This is a genomic window from Helicobacter cetorum MIT 00-7128, from assembly GCF_000259255.1.
GTDB classification, from domain to species: Bacteria; Campylobacterota; Campylobacteria; order Campylobacterales; family Helicobacteraceae; genus Helicobacter; species Helicobacter cetorum_B.
In genome coordinates, this window is sequence record NC_017737.1 from 158,082 (window position 1) to 174,042 (window position 15,961).

A 15,961-nucleotide genomic window follows, 5' to 3' on the forward strand; every position below is an offset into this window, starting at 1 on the left:
AATTTTAAGGAGAGTTTAAAGGCAATGGCAAAAATTGAATTGTTGGCGAGATACACGCAAATTTCGCTCCCAAACAATCATTCGTTGCTTAAAAAAGTTTTAGCGTATGCTAAAAAACACTTTAGCCAATGCCATATGCTCTCTTCATCATTATTGATTTTAAATGATATGGAATGCTTTAAGAAAAATTACTTGCTAAATTGGGTCTATCATGCGCTTGATTGCGAGCATAATCAAGAAATTAGCGAGCATTCTTTAGAAACTATCTTACAAAAAAGCCACTTGCCTATACGCATTAAAATCACTAAAGAAAACGCTCTTTTAGAAAATGCAGAAATTAAAGTCTTGGCTTTTGGTGTAGAATATGTGCTTTTTATCACTGAACACCCCACTGCTAAACGCTTTTTGTGTCAAAAATTTGCGCCTTATATCATTTTAGAGGCTGATAATGAATTGCATACTAGAAGTAGCACCGAGCATTTTTGGGAATTAGTGCTTTCATTGAATAAAGATAGGATTGTGCATAATGTGTGCTTACATTTTAGCTATCCTAATGGCTTTGACAATGAGAGCTATACCACTATGGCAGAACGCAAACTTAAAGAGTGCTATAAGACGCTTGGATTTATCAAACACGAGCATTTTGATATTGTTAAAAAACGCTATTTAGAGCTTGCTAAAACCTACCACCCAGACTTACACGCCCATAAAGAAAAAAAGGCGCTCTATGCCCAACGCTTTGCGATTATTCAAGAGGCATACCGCCATATTAAAAAATACGCCTAAAGCAAGTATTTTTGTCTAATAGCGCTTGATGAAATCGGCACTTCAATGCCCTTTAGGGGAAAATAAAGCCCCCTAAACTCAACTTTTTCATAACCAATGCGCTCAAAAACAACCAACTCTACTCTCTCTAAAAGCTCTGTAGCGTTTTTCCATGAGGGCAAGCTTGTTAAGCAATCAGCTCCAACAACAAGATAAAGCGTTTTTGGTTTTAAAACCTCTTGAAAATAACGCACGCTTTCTATGGTTGGCACAGCACGCTGTTGCTTAATCTCAAAATCGCTTAATAGCACCCTATCAAAATCTTTTAGCACCTCTTCTAAATGCCTAAAACGAGTGTTAGCATCTAAAAAACATGGCTTTTTAAAGGGGTTTTGATAAGCGGGTAAAACAATGAGTTGAGCTATTGGCAATAACTCTAAAGTTTGTTTAACAATAGCTAAATGCGCTTGATGAAAGGGGTCAAAACTCCCCCCATAAAGAGCTATCTCTTGTTGCTCAAGCCCTAAATTGTCTAATTGCAAAAACTACTCACTAACCTCAAAACTAGAGGCTTTGGTCAATTTGGCAAATTTCACGCCCTTAAGTCCACCAATTCCCAATTGCAAGCGTTGGATTTCACTAGAATTACCCTTTAAAATAATAGTCTCTAAACAATTATGAGCGTCCATATGAATATGTGTAGTGCATAAGACATGCGTATCGCTCGCATGCTGAATATCTATCATGCGTTGATTTAATTCTCGCTGATGATGGTCATAAATTACCACTAAAACAGCAACCTTATCTTCTTCGCTAGGGTCGCCCTCTTCCCAGCTATCCTCCACTAACTTCTCTCTAATCATATCGCGCACCAATTCTGAGCGAGAGGAATAGCCATTTTTAATAATGCGAGTATCTAATTCATCTAATAAATTTTGTTGTAAAGAAACAGAAAAACGAATCGTTGATTCTTCTTTAAAAGTATCCATAAAAAGCCCCTTTCTTAAGGACAAAAGCCCTTGTTTAATTCTATCTAAATTAGTCCTAAAACAAACAAAAATCTACTCAAAAATCCTAAAAATTAGATAAAAATATCATTAAAGCATTTTGTTAATTTCTTAAACAATCAATGCCTTTTTATGCTACTTTGTTTGCATTAATTTTAATCTAATCATTTTGCAATTTAAACCATTCGTTTAGAATATTCTAATAATATTTTAAGTAATACTGAATTAAGGTCGTAGTTCAACATAATGATAGTTAAAATTGGTTGTAGTTATCAAAGACGATTTATTGACTTGTTATTATGAAATCAATATAATAAACAACCTAGTTTTTATTTATCATTTTGTAAGCATTTATGCAAATTTTAACTGCATTCGCAAGTATGCTTTGATAATTTTTGCTCTCAATGTTTGCAACTATGATTCTTTAATTTTATTAACAATAATGAGGAGTTTTTATGGAAGTAGGCTTATCAGCTCAGCTAAAAGACTATGTAGATATTTTTGTCTTTGCAGTGTTAGGAATTGCAAGCTTTTTGGCAATATGGTTTGTAATTGAGAGAGTTATTTTCTATTCCAAAGTTAATCTCTCTGTTTATAATGATGTTGATGCGCTCAATATTGATTTAACCAAGAATTTAACGATTCTTTATATTATTTATTCTAATGCCCCCTATGTAGGACTTCTAGGAACGGTTCTAGGCATTATGGTAACTTTCTATGATATGGGCGTTAGTGGTGGCATGGATGCTAAAACGATTATGGTTGGACTATCCTTAGCTCTTAAAGCAACTGCTCTAGGACTTGCTGTAGCGATACCTACTTTGATTGCTTATAATGCCTTGCTTAGAAAAGCTGATGTTTTGAGCGAAAAGTTTAGGATTATGACCAAATGAAAAGTATCAAACGAGGCGATGGGCTAAATATTGTCCCCTTTATTGACATCATGTTGGTATTGTTGGCTATTGTGTTGAGTGTTTCCACTTTTATTGCTCAAGGCAAAATCAAGGTCAATCTCCCTAGTGCTAAAAGCGCTGAAAAGTCTCAACCAAGCGAGCAGAAAGTTGTTGTCATCTCTGTAGATGAGCATGATAGTATCTTTGTAGATGATAAGCCTACAACCCTAGAGGCACTCAGAGAGACTATCAAGCAAGTTGACCCCAAAACGCTTATAGATTTAAAAAGTGATAAAAATTCACGCTTTGAGACTTTCATTAGCATTATGGATATTTTAAAAGAGCGTAACCATGAAAACTTCTCTATCTCCACACAAGCTCAGTAAAATCTCAACCCTCACGGGTTTTGCCATTACTTTTGTGCTTTATGCGGGGGGTTTGGTCTATTTTTTATTGCGTGAAGATGCGCCTATGTCTTTAGCACAAGCTGGCACCACTAAAGTTACGATGAGTTTAGCTAGTATTAACACTAACTCTAATGTAAAAACCAATGCTGAATCAGCCAAACCTAAAGAGGCGGAGCTTAAAAAAGAAGAAGAGCCTAAAAAAGATAAGCCTAAGCCCAAACCAAAACCAAAACCTACCCCAAAACCCAAGCCTAAGCCAAAGCCTACCCCAAAACCCAAGCCCAAAGAAGAGCTAAAGCCAAAACCTGAGCCTAAACCTAAAGATGAGCCTAAGAAAGAGGATAAAAAAGAAGAGGCTCCCAAGAAAGACGAGCCTAAAAAAGAAGAAAAAGAAGAGGCAACAAAAAAGGCAACCACCAAAGACCTCACCAAAGATAAGAAAAAGGACGAAGAATCTAATAAGACTTCTGAGGGAGCAACTTCTGAGGCACAAGCTTATAACCCCGGTGTCAATGATGAATTTTTGATGAAAATTCAAATGGCAATTTCATCTAAAAACCGCTATCCAAGAACCGCTCAAATGAGAGGCATTGAAGGTGAGGTGCTAGTAAGTTTCATAGTAAATGTTGATGGCAGTGTAACAGATATTAAGGTTGTCAAAAGCAATACTAGCGAAATCTTAAACCATGCAGCCTTAGAGGCAGTAAAAAGTGCAGCTAGTCTCTTCCCTAAGCCTGAAGAAACCGTGCATTTAAAAATCCCTATTGCCTACACCCTAAAAGAAGATAGCTAAAATACCCAAAAAGAGTTGGTTGGGTAAGCCAACTCTTTTTTAAATTTCAAATCCTACCACTATAAAAATCTTTTTAACAAATAGTTTGATTTCTTTTTTATAGTGTTTTTTAAGGAGACTAGATTTTAAGCTTTGTTTTTGTAGTGTGGATTTATTTTGATTATAAAAACTTATTTTCTTAAAGGGAGGTTTTTTAAAAAGGCTTACGCCTTTTTTGCTTGTTTTAAAAGTGCGTTTAGCACTTCTAAAACAAGCTCATTGACTTAAACATGCCCTTATCTCCCTTTGGTTTAAAAAGACATCTAGTCTTTTTAAACCCTAATTAATGCTGTTTTATCAAGCGATTTTATACCCATAAATTTAAGGGAATTTTTGTGTTTACTATTATTCTTTAGCCATTCATACAACCCTTGAACCCCCAAAATTTAGGCACTCTTTAAGCTAAGTCTAAGTCTACTATAATCAAAAGATTTTAAATAAAACTTAAAATTAAAAGTGTTTGTAAAAATTTAATAATTAGAAAAAAGATTAAAAGGAATTGTATGAAAAAAGCCTTTGTGGTTGACTTAAGCAAAGAAAGTCAAAGAATTTTAGCCATATACTATACAGACCATAGCACAAGCAATCAAGCTAATGAAGTAGCTAAAAAGATTTATGAACTAATTAAAAATGCCAAACATTCTAAAGAGGATATCATTTTAAATCGTAATGAGATTAAAAAAGCCTTTTTTAGCCCTTTTATGCCACAGCTAGAAAATGCCCAAGTATTTCTCTCGCATTCGCATAGAGATAAAAATCAAGTCTTAAAGGTCAAAAACTATTTAGAAAGCAATACAAATTGCAAAGTGTTTATAGACTCACTCTTTTGGGATTATAAAGATAATGTTTTAAGAGAACTAGGCGACTATGATAACACTATCAAAATAGACACAGAAAGTAAAAAGACCAGTGAAAATTTTAATCTTAGTAATTTTATCAGTATCTCAGATGCTCTCACGCTCATTCTTAGAGAGTCTTTGCAAGATATGATTATGAAATGCCCTTATTTTGTATTTTTGGAAAGTAAAAATAGTCTAATAAAGAGACTAACTGCCGACAAAAAAGACTTGTTAGGCATGACTTATTCAGCATGGATTTATGAAGAATTACAAATCGCTCATTCTCTTAGCAAGGATAACTTAACATTTTCAATGGAAAATTTCAAAATAGAGCATGATGTATTGCCATTGTGGAAAAAATTTGACTCTATAACTCTTAGTGATTTATCAGACCAAATCAACTTACAAGGACAAATATGAAAACAAATTTATTCAAAGGATTAGGAGCATTAAGCCTAGCATTAGCCATGCCACTATTTGGGGGCGCACCTATTGATGTGTCTATGAAAACAGAAAAGAAGTTTAACAATATTACTAATGATTTTTACCAACAATCTTATCTTAACATTCAATCTAATGTGGATAGCATTGTTATTCAAAATATTGAACTCAATCGTGGGAATTGCAAAGATGAGGTGTATGATGCGGTTATGCAAAAGCTTGGCTATAAAGATAAATATGCTATCCTAAAAAATATAGAAAATGAAAGAGATGAGATTTTAGAACAACTTAAGGGTATAAAAGAAGAAAAGAACATGGAGGGGGTTACAACTTCAATGGGTATGCAGAACGCTACAGCTGACATAAGATATGCTATAGCAAACCTTGAATATACTATTAAAAATAATGAAAAGTTACAAAAAGAGCTCAATACCATCAACACTTACGAGGAATTGCGAAAAAGATTAGACAATCCTAATTTCCATTACTTTCCACGACTTGATAAAAACGGTTTTGCGCCTAGTACTAATGAAGAACCACCCAAGAGTAAAGAACTCTACTCTTTAATGGCTTTTCACGAAAGTTTGTTTGAAATTCTTAAAGTAGTTTTTAGCCCTAACAATGACAATTTTAACGGAAAAGTGGAGAATCTTGATAAACTTAGTAGTAGAGGGTGCAATTCTTATGCTTATGGTGGTTTTAGCATTGTATCAACAAAATGTATCTCAAGGAATTCATACCATAGAAAATACTATCTTAATGACTATGTTAAAGGTATCGTGGGCGATGCGAATTATAACGACTTTATGGATGAGGATTTTTGGAAAGAGACATTAGAAAATTATTGGGGCAAAAAAATGTCACAAGAACAACTTGGTAAACTTAGGCAAGATTTAGCCAATGCAGAACAAAAAATTTACACAGCTTATCTTAAAAAATATAAAGAAGTTGTTTTAACCCAATCAAATGCAACGCTTAAGATAGCACAAGCAAAACTTCTTGAGTTTCGCAAAGAACACCAACGAGAACAACAAGAATACAAACAAAAACATCAGCAACAACGACAAGAAAACATAAAAGAAGAAAAACAACTCACTCAAAAACTCGCTCAATTGAATCAAAAAATCAAAAACATGAAAGAGCAAGGCAACACCATAAGAGTCCCTTTAAAATTTGGTCAAGTCTTTAAAACGAGAGCTTGTAGTAACCTCAAAGAGGCTAAGATTAAAACCAATAAAGGCACTTGGACTTTCAGCTTTTAAAGAATAAATCATGGATAAGACCAACAACAAACCCATAGACAGACAAACAATCCTTGTAGAAGAGCTGAATATTTTGCAAGGTGTTATCAACAGAATGTCCCAGCATTCTTTAGAATGTAAGAAATGGACTCTTGCTCTAGCAACGGGGGTTTTATCTCTTAATTCTATCAGTTCTTCATCTTTTGCAATAGAAAGCCTTTCTTATGGGTATTTGTGTTTTTTAGGGGTATTACTAATATGCTTTTGGTTTTTAGATGCGTATTATCTTAGATTTGGAAGAATGTTTAGAGAGCAACATAAATGGCTCATAGAAAATAGACCCACAACCGCCCAAAGAATGTTTGAAGTTCTTCCAAGAGATGATTTGTTAGAAAAAGACCCTTGCAGGTTTAATTATTTATCTATCATGTTTTCTGTAAAAGGCATGGCAATTTATTGGATATTGTTCTTATCTTTAGTGGGCTTGATTTTTTATAAAATGGGTGCTATAGGTTATTTACTACCTTTATTGTTGCTATGCTGTCTTTTGTGCAAAATTTTTCGTTCATTTTGCTCTAAACTCTAGCCTTAAACAACGCCACGCACCCCACTATTTCTATTTCCACCTCTTTAAAATAGTATTCTAAACACGCTTTAAGCGTCAAATTCTTTGAGACCTTTTACCATCAGCATTCAATTAGAGACTTTAAAACCAACACCTTTTACAAACAGAGCCAAACAGATTATATAACTCTTTCTTTATGGCATATATTACGCTTAGAGATTACGCCTTTCTATGAAAATATTCAAGCACTCTACTAATAGCGCAAAGCCTATACCTGCATATAAATATGCCTTATTGATAGACACATGCACGCCTTCTAATAGTAAGACCAAGCCCACAAAGAGCAAAAATACAAACGCTAAGGTCTTTACTCGGTGGTATTTCTCAATAAAATCCCCTATGATTTTAGAAAAAAATACCATAACAATTACTGCCAAGATTATAGCCCCTATCATCACTTCTAAATGTTTAGCAATACCAACGGCTGTAATCACTGAATCTAGGGAAAAAACAATATCTAAAAACATGATTTCTATTAAAGTAATCAAAAATCCTAAACTTTTAGTTTGATAATTCTCTTCTGTAGCATAAGCTTGAGCTTTTAGCTCCATAAATCCCTTATACATTAAAAAGACTCCCCCAAGAATTAACACCATATCACGCCATGAAATTTCTAAACTCGCTACAGAAAATAAAGGCTTTTCTAAATGACTTATCCAAAATAATGCCCCTAAAAGCGCTATGCGAGCAAGCATAGCTAGAGTAAGCCCTAAAATGCGGGCTTTATTTTGCTGATGCTTTGGCAATTTACTTACAATAACTACAAGAAAAATAATGTTATCAATCCCTAGCACAATTTCTAAAAGTGTTAGGGTAAAAAGCGAAAATATTCCATGCCAAGTTAAAAAAATATCAGAAAAATTAGCGAATAAGGTTTGAAAACTTTCCATAGAAAGGCTTATAACCAGCCTTTTTTCTTAAAATAAATCACGGGTAAAATCGTAGAAATTGCCATAATAATAAGCGCAAAAAGATAGCCATATTGCCATTCTAATTCAGGCATGAATTTGAAATTCATGCCATAAACGGTGCCAATAAGTGTGGGAGGCATCATTGCCATTGTAGCCACCGTGAATACCTTAATAATCTCATTTTGTTCCACATTGACTTGAGAGGCAAAAAGATTTTGAATATTATCTAAAGAGTTGAGATTCACCGTTGCTGATTCTACCAAAGAACTGAAATCTTTCATAATGATATTCAAATTGTTTTTTGTATCTTTATCTACCTTATCGCTACGCAATAATGCTGTAATGATACGACGCTTATCAAATAAAGAATTACGCAACACCATGTTAAATTCTTGCAAATTAGATAAATGCACTAGCACATCATCATGCTTGCAAGAAGTCTTTCTAAACACAATGCTTTTTCTCAATAAGCTTGTTTGCTTATTAATCCATTCTAAATATTCCACACCTCTTTCAAAATCTGCCTCAAAAACCTTGCTAAGCACATCAAAACCATCTTCAAATTTCTTAGGGCTAGCTAAAACCTTTTTTTTGGTTTCATTAAAAATTTGCAAAGTGCCATAATAAACGGTAAAAAGAATGTTGTGCGCCAAAATAAAAGTTGCCATTTCAGTATGAAACAATTCCCCCTCATCTTGATTGACAAAAAGTGCGTTAATGGTTACGCTTGAGCTATCTTCCCAATACTTTGTTACTAAAGAAACACGCTCTGATTCATCTACTTCATAATCTATAGAATATTGTTGGCTTAAAGCGATAAGCTCACTTGGCGTAGGATTAATAAGCTCAAACCATAAAACTTCCTTTTCTCCTACATCAAAACCACTAAAATCATTAAAGCGTTTTTTTATTACAAATTCTTGGTGCTTGAAAAACACATTTACCATTACACACTCTCCTTATAAAGGACTAATGACGCCTATCTAGCACTTCAAAACAAGGTAGAATCTTACCCTCTAAAAGCTCCAAGCTCGCTCCACCGCCCGTTGAAATAAAGCTCATATTATCCTTTTCGCCCGCACGATTAATTGCATCAATAGTATCGCCCCCACCAATTAACGAAAAGGCATAAGTATCAGCAATCTTATGGGCTAAAAAGGTTGTCCCTCTAGCAAATTCTTGTTTTTCATGCACGCCTAAAGGACCATTCCAAATGATTGTAGGCGCACTTTCTATGACTTCAGAAAATAATTTCACGCTCGCAGGTCCTATATCAGCGATTTTATGCTTAGGCTCAATATCTTGCACAGGCGAAATCTTAATTTGCTTAGGATTTAAAATATCATCAGTAGTAATCGCATCAATAGGCAAATAAACTTTGACCTTTTTTTCTTTCGCACTTTTTAATAATTCTAATGCCTCATCTAATAAACTATCCTCAACAAGAGATTCTTGCACATCATGTCCTAAAGCCTTTAAAAAAGTATTGCTCATAGCCCCTGCAATAATTAATTTATCAACTAAATCTAAAATATTTTTTAATAAGCTAAGCTTTGAGCTAACCTTTGCCCCTCCAACAATCAATAATAAAGGACGCAAAGGGTGATTAAACGCTTTATAAAAAGAATCAATTTCTTTTTTTAGCAAGAAACCACTCACTTTAATGGGTGCAAATTGTGCCGCACCATAAGTGCTTGCATGCTTTCTATGGCTTGTGCCAAACGCATCATTGACATACACATCACACAAGCTTGCTAATTCTTTTGATAAACTCTCATCGTTCTTTTCTTCACGCTCATCAAAACGGATATTTTCTACAAGAAAAATCCTAGAATGCAAACTCTTTTCTTCTAAAGAACGCTTGGCTTGCTCTAAGTTTTGTAAAAAGATTACTTCATGATTTAAGAGTCTTTCAAGGCGTTTTAAAAAGGGCTTTAAGCTCAAATGACTCTCAACACCCTTTGGACGACCCAAATGACTTACTAGAATAATATCTTTAGCATGATTGTCTATGCAAAACTGAATCGTTGGCAAGCTCTCTCTTATACGAGTATCATCAGTAATGTTGAGATTTTCATCTAAAGGCACATTAAAATCTACTCTAATAAGCACTCGCTTATTATTAATCTCTACTTCTTGAATATTCTTAACACTTTGCATAAAAGTTATTTTAGCTAACATAAAAATCCTTTAATTTTGTAATGAAAACATTTCTTTTAAATACGCTTTACCAAACTCTACTGCCGGCTGGTCATAAGTATTTATCTCAAATAAAATCCCTAGCGCTGAAGTTAAAAGCTCATAATAGGCAATAAGCATTCCAACGCTTTTCTCATTTAACTCGGCTATTTCAACACAATCTACCAATAAGCCCTCTTCTACCAAGCTCTTTAAAGTGGCTAATTTTTGCAAATCTAAAAGGCGTGTAAAACTCGCTTGATTAACAAAATTGGTATTTTCAAAATAGGGTAAATCTAAGCTAGGCACTAAAGGCTCATCAAATTCTAAACGCATATTTTGGCACAAGCTTAAAAAGGTTATGCTCTTATCTTTAGGTCCATGTTTTAAAAGCTGTAAAAATGAATGCTGGTCGCTACTGCCAATAAGAGCTATTGGGGTTAAGCCCACTTTTTTATTATGGATATTAATCTTGCCAAGTGATTCACCTACAAGTTGCACAAACCATGCGTTGAACCCTCTAAAGATATCTGAATACGAAAAAAGCGCATGCATGGGATATTTCAAAGATTCATCAAATAGTTGGCAAGCCTTATTTAAAAGATGGTCTTCTTGGCGTTCAAAAAAACTATCCATAAACAACCTTGCCCCTTTTAAAAAACCCTCTATCTTATATCCAAGCAAAAATAAAGGCACTAAGGCAATGCTAGAAAGCACCGAAAAGCGCCCCCCTATATTTTTGTCAATCGTAATGGTAGTAATTTGCTTATCTTTCCCTAGAAGATGCAAGGCTGAATTTTCATCAGTGATAAATAGCAAGCGCTCTTTATGTTTTAACAAATCATAGCGTTGCATGGCGTATTTCATTAGACTAGAAGTTTCAATAGTCGTGCCAGATTTAGAAATCACAAAAAACAAGCATTCTTCAATATCTAATTTTAGTTGAGAAATTTTAATCGCATCAGTGTATTCTAAAAAAACTAATTGAATACGGTTGCGCCCTTGCAAACTTTTAAGCATTTTATCAATTGCTCTTAATCCTAAAGAGCTACCCCCAACCCCTAAAATCACAAGTTTTTTCACACCCTTTAAAAGCTCAAAATGATTATTGGCATACTCTTTGGCATCTTCTAAAGCACGAGTGCTATAGGGCAAATGATAATAACCACTAATTTGGTGTTCTCGCTCATATACTATCGCATTAAAAAGCTTATCTAGGCGCTCTTTAGTGATTTTAGAATCATAATAAGAGCGAAAACACAACACTTCTAAAACCTCTCTTTTTAAGCTTTGGCTACATAGATTGCCATATCTATTAAGCGCTCACTATAGCCCATTTCATTATCATACCATGCTAAGATTTTAGCGCTATTTTGCCCTAAAACAATAATTTGGTCTTCAATAACTATCGCACTTAAAGGCGAAGAAATAAAATCACTTGAGACTAATTTTTCTTCATCAATACCTAAAATACCTTGCAACTCACTCTCACTTGCTTGTTTGAAAGCTTGCAAAATGCCCTCTTTAGTAATTGCTTGCTTAAAAGTAATAGATAAATCAATCAAGCTTACATTAGGTGTAGGCACTCTAATAGCAAGTCCACTTACTTTTGGGCCTAGATGTGGCAAGACTAAAGAAATTGCCTTGCTCACACCGGTGCTTGTAGGAATCATATTTAAATTAGCAGCTCTTGCACGACGAATATCTTTGTGTTTAGTGTCTAATAGGTTTTGGTCGTTGGTATAGCTATGAATAGTCGTTAAAAGCGCTTGTTCAATCAAAAAAGTCTCATCTAGCACTTTTAAAACAGGAGCAGTGGCATTTGTAGTGCAAGAGGCATTAGAGATAACACTTTCTTGTTTATAATCCTTGTGATTCACGCCATAAACAAAAGTAGGTGTATTTTTAGCAGGAGCAGAAATCACCACCTTTTTCACACTCCCCTTAAGATGTGCTTGTGAGGCCTCTAAGGAGTTGAATTTTCCCGTGCATTCTACCACCACCTCAGCATGCGCATTAGAAAAGTCAAGTTTATTAATATCTCGCTCACTTAGCACTAAAATGCGCTTACTATGCCCAATATTAAGCGTTTTGTCATCATTAAGTGTTGCCTCAAAACGACCATGCACGCTATCATGGCGTAATAAATGTAAAAGTGTTTCCAATTCGCATGTAGAATTAATAGCTACAATCTCTATATCTTTACGCTTACTAGCTACTCTTATAGCACAAAGTCCTATGCGTCCTGTCCCATTAATGGCAATTTTAATTGGTGTTTTGATAGTGTCCCCTTTATCCTAAAATGCCCCATTTTAGCACAAGTGAGCTTAAATTAACCATTCATAAACTATTAGACCAACGCTATAGTTATTCAAAAATTAAAAAGAATAGTTTTTAAAATATTTTACAGATTAAAATCAAAATCCTTGCCATAAATCCCTCTATAAGCCTCTTGCAAGCGCACAAAGATATTACTCCCTAAAAAACCTCTTGACAAGGGGCTTGGGTGCGGTGCCTCTAAAACAATATGTTTACTTCTATCAATTAAAGCACCCTTTTTTTGAGCTACTTTTCCAAGCAAAACTACAATTAAAGCCTCTCTACTTTCAAAAAGGCGTTCTAGTATCCTATCGCTAAATCGCTCCCAACCAATGTGTTTATGTGAATTAGGCTTATTTTTTTCTACACTTAAAATGGCGTTCAATAAAAGCATGCCCCTCTTAGCCCATGCGCTTAAATCCCCATGTTTAGGAATAGGCACGCCCAAACTAGCATTTAACTCTTTATAGATATTACGCAAACTTGGAGGAATGGGTGCATCTTTATTTACGCTAAAACTTAACCCCATAGCCACAGGCAATTCAGCACCATTTTGCCTATAAGTTGAATGATAGGGGTCTTGCCCTAAAAGAATAATTTTAACAGCATGTGGGGGCATTAAATTCAAGGCTTGAAATAGATTAGCACTTATAGGATAGACACAACTTGTTTGTTCTAAAGCCTCTAAATAACGCCTTTCAATTTCTAAAAAATAGGGTTGTTTAAACTCACTTTGTAAAAACTCACGCCATAATAAAGTGAGTTTAGCTCTAGTTAGCATTGAGCTCATGATAATGCTTTAAGTATTCTTTTTGCATAAGTTGCTCTAACTCTTCATACCAAGTCTTAGAATTAAAATCAGGCGTATAACTCTCTAGCATAACCAAGCGAGTGCGTGCCTTATAGGCCTCTAAGGGCTTAGAGTTAAAAATTTTACGAGAGTTGATTAAAACCATAGGCTGGATTTTAAGCTGAAATTTTTCTGCAATCATCTTAGCCCCTTGCTTAAAGGGCAAAAATTTCTCTTGCCCTCTCCCACGAGTGCCTTCAGGGAAAATCACCAAAGGACGCCCCTCATCTAATTTTTGCTTGCTCTCCTTAAGCAATGACACTAAGCCTTTTTTATCTTCTCTATCAATTAAAATCATTTGTGTGTCAGTTAATGCATGCCCATAAAAAGGGATTTCCCCTAATTCTTTTTTAGCAATCCAACAAATGTTTTCGGGGTGATACGCCTCTAAATAGATAATATCCAACAAGCTTTGATGATTTAAAACAATAAGTCTAGCCTCTCTATCAAATTCACCCACTTTTTCTAAAGTAACCCCCGTTAGAGTAAAAAAAGAAGAGCAAGTTTTGCGTGTGGAGCGAGCGTTATTATTTTTACGATTAAAATAGTTAAAGACAATAATAATAGCTAATCCTATAGCAATCACTAGACCTCTATAGATAGCTCGTATTTTACTTGATGTCATGGCGCTTTACCCATCCTATTTGTTCATGTGTGGTCATAATTTTATAATAGTCTTTGTGCGAACCGATTATCTTAATAGGCATTTGAGCTTTAGAAATGCCTAAAATCGTGGAATTTTTTGTCGGTAAAATGCGTATCTCTTTTTGGGCGAGCAAAGTCGCTGAACGCTGTTGGAATAATAAATTATAGAGAGCAAACCCTAGACATAGTATTCCAAGCAATAGGAAAATAATTTTGCGCCCAAAGAGCAAAAAGAGCAATAAGAAAAACACACATAAAACTAATAGAGCTACATTAAAAAATACCAAAAAATTATTTTTAGGGACTAGCTCGCTTTGCACATTAATCGCATCATTGATAGGCACAACAGAAAAATGCAAAGTTTTAAAACGCTGTTCTTTTAAAGAAAAATAATCAAATGAAAGGCTTTGGATTTTTTTAGGCAACACACAATAATAAATCACGCTCCCTTCTTTGGTCTTGCTTTGAGCTATTGAGGCATTATCAAATCCTTGCTTAATTGCCTCTTTGATTGAGAACTTTTCCCAATTTGCTCTTTTAAAAGCCATTTCTATTACCAAAATATTATGCTCACTATCATAATCTTTGGTCTTGTATTGCACTACATCTAAATCTTGCGCCATAACTCCTGCATAACGAGGATTTTGAGATAAATCACTCACTTGCAAAGAAATACTAGGGGCTAAAGAATAATCTATATACTTATCCTTATTGGAAAACGCACTAACTTTAAGAGCCGGAATGCTCGCTTTAACACCCTTGATTTTATAATAATACACCGCTTTAAAAAGCTCTTTTTCTACCCCTCTCCATGTAGGCACTTTATTTAAAAGCTCTATTTGGTCTTTATCCACTTCCCCCTCAAGCTTTGCCTCTAAAAACTGCGCATCAAATAGCAACAAACTATAAGTTACTGCAATAGTCTGCCCTACATAAGCGGGGGTATTTTCTAAGGCATCTAAATTTTCTGCCTTAACATAAACTACCTTAGCCTTAACATCTTCATCTTTTTCATCAAGCACTTCTGCATTGACAAACCCTACACAAAGGGCTAACAATAACCATATTATTCGCATTTAATATGCCTCAAGCAAGGATAAAAGCATTTTAACTCCATCTATAGAGGGTGTTTGCAAGATTTTTGCAATTCCTAACGCCCTTTCAGGGTGGGGCATAAGTGCAAAAACATTCTTGTCCTTATTGCAAATGCCAGCAATATTATTTACAGAGCCATTTACATCATCACTATAGCATAATAGCACTTGTTTATTCTCATATAAACGCTCCAAAGTTTCTCTAGGTGCATAAAAATTCCCCTCCTTATGCGCTATAGGTAAAATAATCTTTTCTTTTATTTGATAATCTTTTAATAACGCATTATGATTATTTTCAACATACAGCTCTTGGTTTTTTGCAATAAATTTCAAACCCTTGTTTTTCATTAAAGTCCCCTCTAAGAGCTTGCTTTCTGTAAGGATTTGAAACCCGTTGCAAATACCTAGCACACGCCCCCCATTACTAACATATGCTTTAATAGCTTTCATAATAGGCATTTGGCTTGCAATACAGCCTGAACGCCAATAATCCCCATAGCTAAACCCTCCAGGAATAACAACCAAGCTCGTTTCTTTGGGTAAGGAATTTTCCCTATGCCCCACTATCACGCTTGAAATCTTGCAAGTTTTATTAGCCTGCACAAAATCAAAGGCTTTTTTCATATCTCTTTGACAATTTGTGCCTAAAAATTCTAAAATAGCTATCATTACCTTAACAATATTTCATAATGTTCTGTTATAGGATTTACTAGAAGTTTCTCTGCCATAAGCCTTGCCTCTTGTAAGGCCTTTTTTTTATCCGTAGTTTCTAGTTCTAAAAGCACGCTTTTACTTAAGGCAATTTTTTTAATCTTATCAAAACCCAATGAATTCAATGAATTTTCAAGCGCTTTGAGCGTTGGGTCTAAAACGCCCTCTTTTAAAAAAATACGCACTTCTACTTGCATAATCTC

The 15,961-nt window shown here is 34.7% G+C and carries 18 protein-coding genes and 1 pseudogene; 7 read left to right on the top strand and 12 right to left on the bottom strand.

The window, feature by feature from the left end:
* The first annotated feature begins 24 nt into the window (after positions 1-24).
* Positions 25-786: a J domain-containing protein gene (locus tag HCW_RS00845; RefSeq protein ID WP_014660337.1), complete on the top strand. Its 762-nt coding sequence runs from the start codon at positions 25-27 to the stop codon at positions 784-786.
* Here the strand turns inward: HCW_RS00845 and nadD are convergent.
* On the bottom strand, positions 783-1,307 hold the full coding sequence (gene nadD, locus HCW_RS00850) for a nicotinate (nicotinamide) nucleotide adenylyltransferase (protein WP_014660338.1): 525 nt from the start codon (positions 1,305-1,307) through the stop codon (positions 783-785). The two genes, HCW_RS00845 and nadD, sit on opposite strands and share 4 nt — an antisense overlap.
* A 3-nt stretch (positions 1,308-1,310) precedes the next feature.
* Positions 1,311-1,754, bottom strand: a complete 444-nt coding sequence (gene nikR / locus HCW_RS00855; protein ID WP_014660339.1) for a nickel-responsive transcriptional regulator NikR — start codon at positions 1,752-1,754, stop codon at positions 1,311-1,313.
* Between the two features lie 473 nt (positions 1,755-2,227).
* On the opposite strand from nikR, the gene exbB reads away from it, so the two are divergent.
* From exbB to HCW_RS00890, 6 genes and pseudogenes are all read left to right on the top strand, one after another.
* Entirely contained in the window at positions 2,228-2,665 is a 438-nt protein-coding gene (gene exbB, locus HCW_RS00860) for a TonB-system energizer ExbB (protein WP_014660340.1), read from the top strand.
* Entirely contained in the window at positions 2,662-3,051 is a 390-nt protein-coding gene (gene exbD, locus HCW_RS00865; protein WP_014660341.1) for a TonB system transport protein ExbD, read from the top strand. Before exbB ends, exbD begins: the two co-directional genes overlap by 4 nt.
* A complete protein-coding gene (locus HCW_RS00870; RefSeq protein WP_014660342.1) occupies positions 3,017-3,865 on the top strand; it encodes an energy transducer TonB family protein in 849 nt (282 codons plus the stop codon). Before exbD ends, HCW_RS00870 begins: the two co-directional genes overlap by 35 nt.
* Positions 3,866-4,407: 542 nt before the next feature.
* Positions 4,408-5,163 carry a hypothetical protein gene (locus HCW_RS00875; RefSeq protein WP_014660343.1) on the top strand — a complete coding sequence of 252 codons (756 nt, stop codon included), beginning with the start codon at positions 4,408-4,410 and terminating at the stop codon, positions 5,161-5,163.
* Complete coding sequence (locus HCW_RS09535; RefSeq protein WP_014660344.1) at positions 5,160-6,446, top strand: hypothetical protein; 1,287 nt, start codon at positions 5,160-5,162, stop codon at positions 6,444-6,446. The genes HCW_RS00875 and HCW_RS09535 overlap by 4 nt, the downstream gene beginning before the upstream one ends.
* A gap of 10 nt (positions 6,447-6,456) precedes the next feature.
* Positions 6,457-6,918: pseudogene (locus tag HCW_RS00890) on the top strand (hypothetical protein); the annotation flags it as partial.
* Between the two features lie 284 nt (positions 6,919-7,202).
* Here the strand turns inward: HCW_RS00890 and HCW_RS00895 are convergent.
* The 10 genes from HCW_RS00895 to purS all read right to left on the bottom strand — a co-directional run bounded on the left by HCW_RS00895 (position 7,203) and on the right by purS (position 15,955).
* Complete coding sequence (locus tag HCW_RS00895) at positions 7,203-7,940, bottom strand: TerC family protein (protein WP_014660346.1); 738 nt, start codon at positions 7,938-7,940, stop codon at positions 7,203-7,205.
* 8 nt (positions 7,941-7,948) lie between these two features.
* Complete coding sequence (gene corA, locus HCW_RS00900; RefSeq protein WP_014660347.1) at positions 7,949-8,908, bottom strand: magnesium/cobalt transporter CorA; 960 nt, start codon at positions 8,906-8,908, stop codon at positions 7,949-7,951.
* 22 nt (positions 8,909-8,930) lie between these two features.
* Entirely contained in the window at positions 8,931-10,142 is a 1,212-nt protein-coding gene (locus tag HCW_RS00905) for a phosphoglycerate kinase (protein ID WP_014660348.1), read from the bottom strand.
* A 9-nt stretch (positions 10,143-10,151) separates the two neighbouring features.
* Positions 10,152-11,405, bottom strand: coding sequence for a hypothetical protein (locus tag HCW_RS00910; protein WP_014660349.1), 1,254 nt, complete (start codon positions 11,403-11,405; stop codon positions 10,152-10,154).
* Positions 11,406-11,422: 17 nt separating this feature from the next.
* Complete coding sequence (gene gap, locus HCW_RS00915) at positions 11,423-12,421, bottom strand: type I glyceraldehyde-3-phosphate dehydrogenase (RefSeq protein ID WP_104712257.1); 999 nt, start codon at positions 12,419-12,421, stop codon at positions 11,423-11,425.
* 122 nt (positions 12,422-12,543) lie between these two features.
* Positions 12,544-13,239 carry a uracil-DNA glycosylase gene (gene ung, locus HCW_RS00920; protein ID WP_052306445.1) on the bottom strand — a complete coding sequence of 232 codons (696 nt, stop codon included), beginning with the start codon at positions 13,237-13,239 and terminating at the stop codon, positions 12,544-12,546.
* Entirely contained in the window at positions 13,229-13,933 is a 705-nt protein-coding gene (locus HCW_RS00925; protein ID WP_014660352.1) for a 1-acyl-sn-glycerol-3-phosphate acyltransferase, read from the bottom strand. The genes ung and HCW_RS00925 overlap by 11 nt, the downstream gene beginning before the upstream one ends.
* Positions 13,920-15,029 (bottom strand): SH3 domain-containing protein, encoded by a 1,110-nt coding sequence (locus HCW_RS00930; RefSeq protein WP_014660353.1) that lies wholly within the window; start codon positions 15,027-15,029, stop codon positions 13,920-13,922. Before HCW_RS00930 ends, HCW_RS00925 begins: the two co-directional genes overlap by 14 nt.
* Entirely contained in the window at positions 15,030-15,716 is a 687-nt protein-coding gene (gene purQ, locus HCW_RS00935; protein WP_014660354.1) for a phosphoribosylformylglycinamidine synthase subunit PurQ, read from the bottom strand.
* A complete protein-coding gene (purS, locus tag HCW_RS00940; protein WP_014660355.1) occupies positions 15,716-15,955 on the bottom strand; it encodes a phosphoribosylformylglycinamidine synthase subunit PurS in 240 nt (79 codons plus the stop codon). Before purS ends, purQ begins: the two co-directional genes overlap by 1 nt.
* Positions 15,956-15,961: the final 6 nt, after the last annotated feature.